The sequence below is a fragment of the Rhodococcus sp. H29-C3 genome (assembly GCF_030063405.1).
GTDB lineage: Bacteria > Actinomycetota > Actinomycetes > Mycobacteriales > Mycobacteriaceae > Rhodococcoides.
Genome location: NZ_JASITC010000006.1, coordinates 92178 through 105625 on the forward strand (window position 1 = coordinate 92178; position 13448 = coordinate 105625).

General features: G+C 62.3%; 8 protein-coding genes. 6 read left to right on the forward strand and 2 right to left on the reverse strand.

All coding sequences use genetic code 11. From position 1 onward, the window contains the following. Positions 1 to 12: 12 nt before the first annotated feature. The 5 genes from QMK32_RS15645 (at position 13) to QMK32_RS15665 (ending at position 8815) form a co-directional block, all read left to right on the forward strand. Positions 13 to 4578 (forward strand): ATP-dependent helicase, encoded by a 4566-nt coding sequence (locus tag QMK32_RS15645; protein ID WP_283475974.1) that lies wholly within the window; start codon positions 13 to 15, stop codon positions 4576 to 4578. Beyond that, a complete protein-coding gene (locus tag QMK32_RS15650; RefSeq protein WP_283475975.1) occupies positions 4571 to 5353 on the forward strand; it encodes a DNA-formamidopyrimidine glycosylase family protein in 783 nt (260 codons plus the stop codon). The genes QMK32_RS15645 and QMK32_RS15650 overlap by 8 nt, the downstream gene beginning before the upstream one ends. Before the next feature lie 118 nt (positions 5354 to 5471). Beyond that, positions 5472 to 6014, forward strand: coding sequence for a hypothetical protein (locus tag QMK32_RS15655; protein WP_283475976.1), 543 nt, complete (start codon positions 5472 to 5474; stop codon positions 6012 to 6014). A 214-nt stretch (positions 6015 to 6228) separates the two neighbouring features. After that, positions 6229 to 7506, forward strand: coding sequence for a helix-turn-helix domain-containing protein (locus QMK32_RS15660; RefSeq protein ID WP_283475977.1), 1278 nt, complete (start codon positions 6229 to 6231; stop codon positions 7504 to 7506). A 64-nt stretch (positions 7507 to 7570) separates the two neighbouring features. After that, positions 7571 to 8815 carry a cytochrome P450 gene (locus QMK32_RS15665; protein WP_283475978.1) on the forward strand — a complete coding sequence of 415 codons (1245 nt, stop codon included), beginning with the start codon at positions 7571 to 7573 and terminating at the stop codon, positions 8813 to 8815. Between the two features lie 43 nt (positions 8816 to 8858). On the opposite strand, the gene glpD is transcribed toward QMK32_RS15665, so the two are convergent. Further along, entirely contained in the window at positions 8859 to 10616 is a 1758-nt protein-coding gene (glpD, locus tag QMK32_RS15670; protein ID WP_283475980.1) for a glycerol-3-phosphate dehydrogenase, read from the reverse strand. A gap of 98 nt (positions 10617 to 10714) precedes the next feature. Here glpD and glpK point away from each other — a divergent pair, with 98 nt between their 5' ends. After that, on the forward strand, positions 10715 to 12220 hold the full coding sequence (gene glpK / locus QMK32_RS15675; RefSeq protein WP_283476139.1) for a glycerol kinase GlpK: 1506 nt from the start codon (positions 10715 to 10717) through the stop codon (positions 12218 to 12220). Here glpK and QMK32_RS15680 read toward each other — a convergent pair. After that, entirely contained in the window at positions 12205 to 13386 is a 1182-nt protein-coding gene (locus tag QMK32_RS15680) for an aminotransferase-like domain-containing protein (RefSeq protein WP_283475981.1), read from the reverse strand. The two genes, glpK and QMK32_RS15680, sit on opposite strands and share 16 nt — an antisense overlap. Between the last annotated feature and the right edge of the window lie 62 nt (positions 13387 to 13448).

Sequence of the window (13448 nt, forward strand, 5' to 3'; positions counted from 1 at the left end):
CATCATGGGCGAGTGGTCAGAAAAGCTTCTCCTCAGCCCGGGACGCCGAAGTCGGGCAATCCTGCTCTCGCGAAGTTTTCCGCGCCCACCCAGGAGTGGTTCGCCGGCGCGTTCCATAGTCCGACCGCAGCCCAGGCCGGAGCGTGGGAGGCAATCTCTAGTGGTCGCCATACCCTCGTCGTAGCCCCCACCGGATCCGGCAAGACGCTCTCCGCGTTCCTCTGGTCGATCGATCAGCTCGCCGGGCGAGCGTCGCAGAGCGACCGCACCACGAAAGTTCTGTACATCTCGCCGCTCAAAGCGCTGGCCGTCGACGTCGAGCGCAACCTCCGGGCTCCGCTGGTCGGCATCACTCAGACGGCGAAGCGCCTCGGGCTCGAACCACCCGATATTTCCGTGGGCGTTCGGTCCGGTGATACGAGCCCCGCGGATCGACGCAGTCTGATCAAGACCCCGCCCGACATCTTGATCACCACGCCGGAATCTCTCTTCCTGATGCTCACCTCGGCGGCCCGGGAGTCACTCGTCGGAGTCGACACCGTCATCGTCGACGAGGTTCACGCGGTCGCCGGGACCAAACGCGGGTCCCACTTGGCACTGTCTCTCGAGCGCCTCGATCTGATGCTTCCGAAGCCCGCTCAACGTATCGGTCTCTCGGCGACTGTCCGCCCGCACGAGGAAGTCGGTCGATTCCTCACCGGTATCGCGCCCATCGAGATCGTTGCGCCGCCGTCGCCCAAGATGTTCGACCTCGCAGTTCAGGTACCGGTGGAGGACATGACCGAACTCGGTGTCACCGAACCCGCGGACGGTTCCGCGTCGGCGGCACCACAGCAGGGGTCCATCTGGCCGCACGTCGAGGAGAAGATCGTCGACCTCATCCTCGAACACAAGTCGAGCATCGTCTTCGCAAACTCTCGGCGTCTCTCCGAGAAACTGACCGCTCGGCTCAACGAAATATATGCCGAACGAATGGGTGACGCTGTCGAAACAGCGCATAAACCCGCGTCCCAGATGGGCACTCCCGCAGAGGTGAACCATGGCGCCGAGACGTTGTTGGCCCGGGCTCACCACGGAAGCGTCAGCAAGGATCAACGAGCACTCATCGAGGATGATCTCAAATCCGGTCGGCTTCGATGCGTCGTCGCCACCAGCAGCCTCGAGCTCGGGATCGATATGGGTGCAGTGGATTTGGTGGTCCAGGTCGAGGCCCCGCCCTCGGTGGCCAGCGGGTTGCAACGAGTGGGTCGTGCAGGCCACCAGGTCGGTGAGATTTCCAAGGGAGTGCTCTTCCCGAAGCACCGAACCGACTTGATCCACTGCGCTGTGACGGTCGAGCGCATGAAGACGGGAAAGATCGAGTCGCTCTTCGTTCCTGCCAATCCACTCGACATCCTGGCTCAGCAGACCGTCGCAGCGTGCGCGCTGGAAGCGATCGACGCCCAGGACTGGTTCGACGCGGTCAGGCGCACCGGCAGTTTCGCAACTCTGCCCCGCTCCGCATACGAGTCGACACTGGATCTACTCTCGGGCCGCTACCCATCGGACGAATTCGCCGAACTGAGACCGAGATTGGTATGGGACCGCGATGCCGGCACCCTCACCGGCCGTCCGGGCGCACAGCGACTGGCCGTGACCTCTGGTGGGTCGATCCCGGACCGCGGGTTGTTCACGGTGTACATGGTCGGTGAGAAGGCATCTCGGGTAGGTGAACTCGACGAAGAGATGGTGTACGAGTCACGCGTGGGTGATGTCTTCGCCCTCGGCGCCACCAGCTGGCGGATCGAAGAGATCACCCACGATCGAGTCCTGGTGAGCCCTGCATACGGTCAGCCCGGGCGGCTGCCATTCTGGCACGGCGACGGGCTCGGCCGCCCCGCGGAACTGGGCAGGGCCTTGGGCGAATTCCTCCGCAGCACTGCTGAACGCGAAGGGTTGTCCGAGCGGCTGACCGGAAGCGGCCTCGATGTCAACGCGGTCAACAACCTTGTCGCGCTTCTCGACGAACAGAAGGACGCGACGGGCCAGCTCCCCACCGACCGAACGATGATCGTCGAACGATTCCGCGACGAGCTGGGCGACTGGCGACTCGTTCTGCATTCGACGTACGGCCAGCAGGTGCACGCGCCGTGGGCCCTGGCGATCGGCGCCCGTCTCATCGAGAGATACGGCATCGACGCTGCCCCGACCGCGTCCGACGACGGGATCATCGTGCGACTACCGGACACCGAGGATCGACCACCCGGTGCCGACTTGTTCGTGTTCGAACGTGACGAAATTGCCGACATCGTCACCGAGCAGGTCGGCGGTTCGGCACTTTTCGCATCGAGATTCCGCGAATGTGCCGCTCGCGCACTACTTCTCCCCCGCCGCAACCCCGGAAAACGCGCACCGTTGTGGCAGCAGAGACAACGGTCTGCCCAACTTCTCGACGTCGCGCGCAAGTATCCGACATTCCCGATTCTGCTCGAGACGGTGCGCGAATGTCTACAGGACGTCTACGACTTGCCTGCGCTGGAAGAGATTCTCGCGCAGATCAGCCGACGGCAGATCCGCATCGTCGAGATAGAAACGGCATCGCCGTCTCCTTTCGCGAATTCCCTGCTGTTCAACTACGTGGGCGCGTTCATGTACGAAGGCGACAGCCCCTTGGCGGAACGTCGCGCGCAAGCCTTGTCGCTGGATTCGACACTGCTCGCCGAACTGCTGGGGCGCGTCGAGCTGCGTGAGCTCTTGGATCTGTCCGTGATTCAGACGACCGAACTCGAACTGCAGCGAATCGCAGAAGACCGAGCTGCCAAGGACATCGAGGGCGTCGCGGATCTACTCCGAATGCTGGGACCGCTGACCGCCGAGGAGGTGGCCGAGCGCACGAGAGGAAACGAGTCTCTACAGTGGCTCATCGAGCTCGGGGCCGCCAAGCGCGCGATGGAGGTGAGCTTCGCAGGTCGGACGTGGTGGACAGCCATCGAAGACGCGGGCCGGTTGCGCGACGCCCTCGGTGTTCCACTGCCCATCGGCACACCGGCAGCCTTCATCGAACCGGTGGAAGACCCGCTGACCGACCTCGTGAGCCGGTATGCGCGCACCCACGGCCCATTCTCGGTCACCGACCTCGCAGCCAGGTTCGGGATCGGGATTGCGGTCGCTCGCGGTGTTCTCACCACGCTCGGTGCCGACAAGAGAGTCGTCGAAGGAGAGTTCCGACCCGATACGACGGGCAGCGAATGGTGCGACAACGAGGTCCTACGCCGTCTGCGCAGACGGTCGCTCGCTGCGGCGCGTCATGAGGTCGAGCCGGTCGGCACCGCAACCCTCGGCCGATTCCTCCCCGCGTGGCAACACGTGGGCAGTAGGCAACTCAACGGAATCGACGGTGTTGCAACAGTTGTCGAGCAGCTTGCCGGGGTACCGATCCCCGCATCGGCCTGGGAGCCGCTCATTTTCGCTTCGAGAGTCCGCAACTACTCCCCCGCGATGCTCGACGAATTGACCTCCACCGGCGAGGTGCTCTGGTCCGGACACGGATCCATCACCTCGAAGGACGGTTGGGTCTGTCTACACATGGCCGAGACAGCCCCGTTGACTCTCGCTCCGCCCGCCGAATCGGATCTGTCCGAACTACAACTGCGAGTGTTGGACGCGGTCGCAGCTGGAGGCGCATATTTCTTCCGGCAGCTCTCGGACACGGTAGGCAGTACCGACGACGACAGTCTGCACGCCGCACTCTGGGAACTCGTATGGGCCAGCCGGCTCAGTAACGACACGTTCGCACCCTTGCGCGCACTCCTCAACGCGACTACCCGCGCGGCGCCGAGCCACCGAGCGCCGAGGAAGACACCGCGGTTGCGCTCGTACCGTCGATTCGAACGGCCCGCGCTGCCGACCCGGACCGGGCCTCCTACCGCAGGAGGGCGCTGGTCCAGACTCCCAGAGCTCGAACCGGATCCCACAGTGCGGGCACACGCGACCGCCGACATGCTGCTCGAGCGCTATGGCGTGGTCACGCGAGGTGCGGTGATGAACGAAGGGGTGCCCGGCGGATTCGCAATGATGTACAAGGTGCTCACCACCTTCGAGGATTCCGGCCGCAGCCGCCGCGGGTACTTCGTCGACTCGCTCGGTGGCGCGCAGTTCTCCACTTCCGATGTCGTCGATAGATTGCGCACGTACGACGAACGAGAAAAGACCGGCGCAATGGTCCTGGCAGCCTGCGACCCGGCCAACCCCTACGGTGCCGCGCTCACCTGGCCGAAGCCCGACGAGAAAGATGATTCGCCTCGACATCGACCAGGACGGAAAGCAGGGGCACTCGTCGTACTCCATGAGGGCGACCTTGCTCTGTACGTCGAACGGGGTGGCAAGACCGTGTTGACATTCTTCGATGACGAAGCTGTCATCGAAGTGTCGGCCCGTGCGCTCGCTGCGACTGTGAAGAGGGGCGGGGTAGAGAAGTTGTTGGTCGAACGGGTGGATGGTCACGACATCCACGGGACGGCATTTGCCAAGACCTTGACCGAGGCAGGCTTCTCCGCGACCCCCCGGGGCTTGCGTCTGCGGGGGCAGCTTCATGCCTGAGGGAGACACCGTCTATCGGGCGGCGAACAAGCTGAGGGACGCGCTCGTCGGGCGGGTGCTGACGGGTTGCGATATTCGTGTACCTCGCTACGCGACAGTCGATTTCACGGGGCGGACGGTGGACTCGGTGGAATCACGTGGCAAGCATCTCCTCATTCGGGTCGGCGGATATACGATCCACAGCCATTTGAAGATGGAAGGAACATGGCAGGTCTATGCCCCCGGTGAAAGGTGGCGCAAGCCTGCGTTCCAAGCTCGCGCGATCCTGACGAACGACAGTGCTTCCGCGGTGGGTTTCGAACTGGGTGTACTGGACGTCGTGGAGGACGAAGACGAGGTCGTCGGGTACCTCGGGCCCGATCTGCTCGGATCGGATTGGGATGCGGCCGTCGCGATCACCAATCTGGGCACCGACCCGACCCGGCCTATCGGAACCGCGTTGCTCGATCAACGGATACTGGCAGGTCTGGGCAACGTGTATCGCAACGAAATCTGTTTTCTCCGCGGTATCGATCCGCGGACCCCAGTCGGTTCTGCAGGCGATCTACGCAAGATCGTCGACCTGTCGTTCCGCACAATCATGGCCAACAAGGATCGCAATCAACGGGTGACCACCGGTGATCGACGGCCGGGACGCCATTTCTGGGTATACGGGCGGGAGAGCAAGCCATGTCGGCGCTGCGGCACAACCGTGCAGTTCGGATTGCTCGGCGACAACCCGCTGGAGGAACGCCAGATATATTTTTGTCCGTATTGCCAGCCCCCGCCCAGCTGATTCATAGGTCGGCCCAGCTGATTCACAGGTCCGCCCGCCAGGATCGTGACTATGACTTTCGGTGAGTCGGCATCGGAATTATCCGTTCACTCGCCGGTAGTGACTACTGTCAATTGGCATGGCACCGAACCTGCGAGACCTCCTGCACAGACCGCTGCTCTCACATAGCAGCCCGCTGAGTCCCGGCAATGCCGCCAGTCGAATCAGTGCCTACGTGTACGGCAATGTCTTGATACTCGTGGCTCTCATTCCGCTGACATCACCGGACGAACACACCTTTCAAGGTGTGGCAATCGTGCTCGGCACAGCGCTGTCCACGTTCGTAGCGCACGCATTCGCCGAGGGCGTCGGTGAAACCGTGCGAACTGGGGCCAAACTCTCGAGGGTTACCCGCATCGAACAACTTCGGGATTCCGTTCCGGTGTTGAGCGCGGCCGTCCTCCCAGCGGGGCTCCTGGCGATCGGTTGGGCAGGGTTGCTGGATCCAGGGGTCGGTCAGATCGTGGCCGAAATAACAGTCATCGCTAGAATTGCGTCGACCAACTTCGTCGTAGGTCGACTCCGCGGCGAGAAGCCGACTCGTGGAACATTTCTTGGATCCATCGTGCTCGCGCTGGTCGCCACTGCGGTGGTCGCACTCAAGTTGTTACTGACCCATTGACCCATTGACCCATTGACCGGACAGACAGCACGCTACGTGCTCGGCTGCACCGGCTCCAGAATTTTCTGACGCACAGTGCCATTTACGGATTCCGAGGGTTGATCCGCCCCGATGACTGCCTTCGAAAATGGGTCCCTACCCAAGCCCGAGTAGTCCTTATGCTGGGGGCAGGCCGGCAGTATCGGGGCCCAATTGTCCAGAGGGAGCGCTGAAAATGGCGAGTGCAACACGGGCCGAAGAGTGGATGCGCAGTTACGTCGCCGAAAGTCTCTCCCACGCAGATATCGCACGGTTCGTCGACTATGGCGCGCAATCCATGGGGTCAGACGTCCCGGAGCTATCTACAGACGCAGATGTTCGGAGGGACTTACAGTTGGCTGTTCGCAGCCAATTCCGCAACATTCTTGCCGCTCGGCAGTCCGACAACGCTGCCCTGTGGGATGCTCCGGTAGCTGCGGAAGCTCATTCTCTTGCCCGAACCATCGCGCGCCGGGGACTCGAATTGCGAGTTCTCTCCCATCTATACCACGCCGGTCACCGAGCGGTATGGCGGTTTGTGGCGGATTTCGTCAGCAATGCCGCTGTACCGGAGGATTTCAAGGTGGAACTCGTCGTCATGATGTGGAAGCAGACGAGCGAGATCATGAATTCGATGCTCGAGGAACTTGCCGCCACATACACGTGCGAACGAGAACGTCTGCTCAGCGGCACATTCTCGATGCGGGTGAACACGGTCCGCGAAATTCTGGACGGCGCATTGAACAACGCTGAGGTCGCATCGGTACAGCTGAGCTACCCGGTCCATCGCGTCAATACTGCCTTGGTGTTATGGACCACCGACCACGCAATCTCGATCGACTCGCGGATCTTCGAACCATTGGCATCGCGGCTGGCGCGGTCAGCATCAGCGACGGAGATCCTCTGCATCCCGTCCGGGGCCCGGGGGTTGTGGGTTTGGATGGTGGCCGGGCATGACGAAGAACCCACGATCGACTCGGCGCTTGTGCCACCCGGGGTGCGCGTCGCGGTGGGCAGGCCGGGACAGGGCATCGACGGGTTCCGGCGAGCTCACAGGGAGGCTCTGGCTGCGCAAGAAATCGCTATGCGGGCGCAACAGCGAATACCCGTCACCAGCTATCGAGACATCGAACTCGTCTCGATGCTCGTATCTCGTCCCGATGCCATGAACACCCTCATCGAACGCGAATTGCCTGGGCTCTTGGTGGACGACGAGCTGTCCGCGCGACTCCGGAAGACGCTACGCGCGGTGCTGTCATGCCCGGGAAACCTCGAGGCCGCCGCTAGCCAGCTCGCCGTGCACAAAAACACTGTGCGATACCGCATCCAACAGATCGAGGAGCGCATCGGCCAGCGGATCACCTCCCGCTCGCTTCACCTCAAACTGGCACTCGATTGCTTCGACACCTTCGGCGCGAACGCAACCACATATGTACCCTCCGAACAAAAAGATCCAGGAACCTTGGCCAAGTAAGCCAATCCGCAGTAGTCGTATCACTGGAAGGCTGACTGCTATCAGCCCCAATGAGGAGTGCGAAGTGCCCACACCGAAAATTGCCGAAGGTTTCGACCCCACTGATCCAGACATCTACGCCACTCATATTCCGCACGCGGAGTTCGCTGAGCTACGCAAGACAGCACCCGTCTGGTGGTGTCCACAACCACCCACCGTCGGCGGATTTCACGACGACGGGTACTGGGTTGTTACTCGGCATCAGGACGTCAGGGAGGTCTCGCGCAACGACGTATATTCCACGTGGGAAAACACCGCGATCGTCCGGTTCGACGACGACATCCCTCGCGAGGCCATCGAACTACAGCGCCACATTCTACTGTTCAAAGACGCCCCAGAGCACACCAAGCTGCGAAAGATCATTGCTCGCGGCTTCACCCCACGCGCAGTGGCCAGCCTCGAGGACGCCCTGTCTGAGCGTGCGTCGACGATTGTCGAAGAAGCCCTGACCCTAGGGGCAGGCAATTTTGTCACCCAGGTCGCGACCGAGCTGCCACTTCAGGCGATTGCGGAGCTCATCGGCATCCCGCAACAAGATCGTGGAAAGGTCTTCGATTGGTCCAATCAGATGACCGGTTACGACGACCCGGAATTCGAGGGTAACCCCCAGGTCGCGTCGATGGAGCTCCTCGGGTACGCCTACCAAATGGCAGAAGAGCGTAAGAAGTGTCCCGCCGATGACATCCTCACCCAGCTGCTGAATGCCGAAATCGATGGTGATGAACTGCGCCCCGAAGAGTTCGGCTTCTTCGTCATACTGCTCGCTGTTGCGGGCAACGAGACCACCCGAAACGCCATCACGCACGGAATGATCGGCTTCCTCGAGAACCCCGATCAGTGGGAGCTCTACAAGAACGAGCGACCAAGCACCGCGGTCGACGAGATTATTCGCTGGGCGACCCCCATTACCGCGTTTCAGCGGACAGCGCTTGCTGACACCACGCTTGGTGGTCAGAAGATCAGAAAGGGTGACCGAGTTGCGATGTTCTATGCCTCGGCGAACTTCGACGAGGATGTCTTCGACGATCCGAACAAATTCGATATCATGCGGGACCCGAACCGGCACTTGAGTTTCGGTGGAACCGGGGCTCACTTCTGCGTCGGCGCAAATTTGGCGCGTCTAGAGATCGATCTGATCTTCAACGCGATCGCTGACCACATGCCCGACATCACCAAGCTGGGCGATCCGAAGCGACTTCGATCTGGTTGGCTCAATGGCATCAAGGAGTTCGAGGTCGACTACGGAGGTCGCTGCCCGGTCGAACACTGAGCTCCAGTCGCGCACCGTTGGCAGCAGGCGCGAGCCTGCTGCCCTACTTGCTCGGCTGCACCGGCTCCAGAATTTCCTGACGGGCCTCCGGCGCGACGACGCGTAGTGCATCGGCGGACTCGTCGTCGGGTTGCATCTGCGACTTGATCTCCGCCTCGACACGCGCGGTGTACGTCTCGACCTCACGATCGACCGCCGCGGAGTCCCATCCGAGAATGGGCGCAGCCAAAGCCGCGACCTGTCCTGCGCAATGGACTCCACGATGGGAGTATTCGATCGAAATGCGCGTTCGGCGAGCGAGGATGTCCTCCAAGTGGAGCGCACCTTCGGCGGCAGCGGCGTATACGACCTCGACCTGGAGGTAGCTGGGCGCGTCGGTGATCGGCTGCAAGAGTTCGGGCTTGTTCTTCGCCATGTCGAGCACCTCGTCGATCAACGAGCCGTACCGATCGAGAAGGTGGGTCACCCGGTAGGGATGCAAGCCGTACATCTTCGCGAGATGATGCGTCTGGTTGACCAGGGCGAAGTAGCCGTCGGCACCGACGAGCGGCACTTTCTCCGTGATCGACGACGCGACCCTGGCAGGGATGTCCTCGGCGGCTAGATCGACGGCGTCCTCGGCCATCACGCGGTAGGTGGTGTATTTGCCGCCCGCGATCGCCACGAGGCCGGGCGCGACGCGAGCGACGGCGTGTTCCCGGGACAGCTTCGACGTCTCGTCGCTTTCACCGGCCAGCAGTGGACGCAGGCCGGCGTAGACGCCATCGATGTCCTCGTGCGTCAGTGGTGTCACCAGCACTGTGTTGACCTCACCGAGGATGTAGTCGATATCGGCTTTCGTGGCAGCGGGATGCGCCAGGTCGAGCTTCCAGTCGGTGTCGGTGGTGCCGATGATCCAATGTGCACCCCACGGAATGATGAAGAGCACCGACTTCTCGGTGCGCAGAATGATCGCGGCCTCGCTGACGATGCGGTCGCGCGGCACCACGATGTGTACGCCCTTCGATGCGCGTACACGAAACCGTCCGCGCTGCGAGGACAACGCCTGGATTTCGTCGGTCCACACACCGGTGGCGTTGATGACCACGCTTCCGCGTACCTCGGCGGTGGCTCCGTTTTCCGAATCACGCACGCGCACACCGGAAACTCGATCGGCCTCACGCAGAAATCCAACGACCTGCGTCGACGTGCGAACGACGGCCCCGTAATGTGCCGCGGTGCGAGCAACACTCATCGTGTGGCGTGCGTCGTCGACGACGGTGTCGTAGTAGCGGATTCCGCCGATGAGGGATTTGTGCTTGAGGCCCGGTGTCATCCGCAACGCACCCGATCGGGTGAGGTGCTTTTGCGCCGGAACGGACTTCGCGCCGCCCATCCTGTCGTAGAGAAAGATTCCCGCAGCGATGTAGGGACGTTCCCAGACGCGATGCGTCAGCGGGAAAAGGAACTTCAGCGGCTTGACGAGGTGCGGCGCCAACGTCGACAGCGACAGCTCGCGCTCGTGCAGAGCTTCACGTACCAGACCGAACTCGAGCTGCTCGAGGTATCGCAGACCACCGTGGAACATCTTCGAGGACCGACTGGAGGTTCCCGATGCGAAGTCACGAGCTTCGACGAGAGCAACCTTCAAACCGCGAGTCGCAGCGTCGAGCGCAGCACCTGCTCCGACGACGCCACCGCCGATGATGATGACGTCGAAGTACTCGGATCCGAGCCGCTCCCAGGCATCGACTCGCGCCTGAGGCCCAAGCAAAGTGGTGTTCGATCGATTACTCACGAGCTCGCTCCCCACATAGACCATTTCCCTGACCGCCCTTGCAGGCTACCGTTCGAGGTCGATACCCGCGTCACCTCCGAGTCGAACAAAGGAACGTAGTGACCTCCGACACCAGCACCGACGTGACCTCCGGCACCTTCATCGCCTCGATCGATCAGGGCACGACGTCTTCTCGCTGCATCATTTTCGGCCACGACGGTAAGCCGGTCGGCTCGGCGCAGAAGGAGCACCGTCAGATCTTCCCGCGCGCCGGCTGGGTAGAACACGACGCCGAGGAGATCTGGGTCAACGTTCGCGAAGTCGTCGGCGCCGCGCTAGGGAACGCCGATGTCAAAGCGCAGGACATCGCAGCTGTCGGTATCACCAACCAGCGAGAAACGACGCTGGTCTGGGATCGAACCACCGGTAAACCGGTCTACAACGCAATCGTCTGGCAGGACACTCGCACCGACGAATTGTGTCGGGAGCTGGCCGGGGACCACGGAGCCGACCGCTATCAGCGGATCACCGGCCTGCCGCTGTCCACGTATTTCGCCGGGCCGAAGATTCGTTGGATTCTCGACAATGTCGAAGGCGTTCGTGAACGTGCCGAAGCCGGCGAACTTTGCTTCGGGACGATGGATTCCTGGGTGTTGTGGAACCTCACCGGCGGAGCCGACGGCGGCAAGCACATCACCGACGTGACCAACGCGTCTCGCACGCTGTTGATGGATCTCGAAACACTGTCCTGGCGTGAGGACATCTGCGCCGACTTCGCGATTCCGATGTCGATGCTGCCCGAGATCCGCACTTCCTCCGAGGTGTATGCCGAGGTTCGTCCTCGGGGTGTGCTCGCTGGAGTCCCGATATGTGGAATTCTGGGCGACCAACAGGCCGCTACGTTCGGACAGGCGTGCCTGTCGCCAGGTGAGGCCAAGAATACGTACGGCACCGGAAACTTCCTGCTGCTCAACACCGGAACGACGCCGGTACACAGTAAACATGGACTGCTCACCACCGTCTGTTACAAGCTCGGTGAGAAGGATGCTGTCTACGCGCTCGAGGGCTCGGTGGCCGTCACCGGCTCCCTAGTGCAGTGGCTGCGCGACAACCTCGGCATCATCGAGCGCACCGCCGATATCGAACGCCTCGCTGGAGGGGTCGAGGACAACGGCGGCGTGTACTTCGTTCCCGCGTTTTCCGGTCTGTTCGCGCCTCGATGGCGGCCCGATGCGCGTGGAGTCATCTCGGGTCTGACGCGTTTTGCCAACAAGGGCCACATAGCCCGAGCAGCGTTGGAAGCGACGGCATTTCAAACACGAGAAGTCATCGACGCGATGTACGCAGATTCCGAGGTGACGCTGACGACCTTGAAGGTGGACGGTGGCATGGTCGTCAACGAGCTCCTCATGCAGTTCCAGTCCGACGTTCTCGGCGTCCCTGTGGTCCGGCCGGTCGTCAACGAAACCACTGCCCTGGGTGCGGCCTACGCTGCGGGCCTCGCCGTCGGTTACTGGAGTGGCGAGGACGAGATCGTGGCGAACTGGGCCGCGGACAAGACCTGGGAGCCCGATCTGGCATCCGATGCCCGAGAGGCAATGTACGACAAGTGGAATCGCGCTGTGGAACGCACCTACGACAGTGTATGAGCGGCCGACAACCGCCGCACGGCCTCGCGGAGAAGGTCCGGAGACGAACTCGCGAAACATAAACGGGCCGCGCCCGAGTACTGGGGAGAATCCGCGAAGGCACGGCCGGGCACGAAGGCAACGCCGTGATCGAGCGCTCGCGGCAGCAACGCTGTGGTGTCGGTGCCGTCCTGAAACTCCACCCACAGGAACATTCCGCCGTTCGCGGGTGATAGCACCAGTCGGTCACCGAAGGTGCCTTTCAGTGCACCCTCGAGGGCGTGTGCGCGTGCACTGTACTGCGAGCGCAGGACCCCGAGGTGGCGCTCGAGCCACGCGGCGTCGTCGAGCATATCGGCGGCCATCTGCTGGGTCATCGACGACCCGCACAGGTCGGCGCCCTGCTTGAGTAGTTCGACGGCCTGGCAGACAGCCACCGGTGCGGTCAGCCAGCCGACCCGAAGCGCAGGAGCGATGATCTTCGACGCACTGGAGAGCCGAACCACGCGGTCGGAGTATGTGGCTATGGACTTCGGGGGTTGCACACCGAACCACAACTCGCCATACGGGTCGTCCTCGAGGACCCAGAACCCGTAGCGATCGGCGAGCGCGGCAAGCTCTTTGCGGCCGAGATCCGACATCGTCACGCCGCGCGGATTGTGAAAGTTGCTCACGGTGTGGACGAGTGCGGGCCGAAGGCCGGCCTCCAACCTGCGAGCCAGTTCATCGATGTCCATTCCCGCATCACCGATTGGGATTGCGTGGATATCGGCCCCTGCTATCGAGAAAACCTGCAGCGCACCGGCATAGGCAGGCTCATCGACGACGACCACGGCACCGGGATCGAGCAGTGCCTGAGCGAGGAGGGTGAGCGCTTGCTGCGAACCGTGCGTGACTACCACCTCGCCGGAGGTGACTTCTCTTGCTACCGAGCATGATTCACGGGTTGCGATGATCTCACGGAGCGGGCGCCAACCGGAGGTTTCGCCGTACTGCACCGAGGACGGTGTCCTCAGCACTGCCTCCGCTGCTTGCCGAATGCGGTGCGCGGGAATCAGCTCCGTCGCCGGAAGACCGCCGGCAAGACTTATCACGTCCTCTCGCGCAGTCAGAGCGAGCAGGTCTCGAATCGCAGAACTCTGCAACGAATCGAGACGCCGGGCAAACGAGGGCAGAGCGGAAGTCATTGATTTTCCCCAAGGATCGAGTACGGATTGCGAAGTACCCGAGGATCCGCTGGGGCATGAAG

Bases quoted from the DNA above. Each gene is read 5' to 3' on its own strand.
- QMK32_RS15680 (WP_283475981.1), bottom strand. From the start codon at position 13,386: ATGACTTCCGCTCTGCCCTCGTTTGCCCGGCGTCTCGATTCGTTGCAG.
- QMK32_RS15655 (WP_283475976.1), top strand. From the start codon at position 5,472: ATGGCACCGAACCTGCGAGACCTCCTGCACAGACCGCTGCTCTCACAT.
- QMK32_RS15660 (WP_283475977.1), top strand. From the start codon at position 6,229: ATGGCGAGTGCAACACGGGCCGAAGAGTGGATGCGCAGTTACGTCGCC.
- glpD (WP_283475980.1), bottom strand. From the start codon at position 10,616: ATGGTCTATGTGGGGAGCGAGCTCGTGAGTAATCGATCGAACACCACT.
- QMK32_RS15650 (WP_283475975.1), top strand. From the start codon at position 4,571: ATGCCTGAGGGAGACACCGTCTATCGGGCGGCGAACAAGCTGAGGGAC.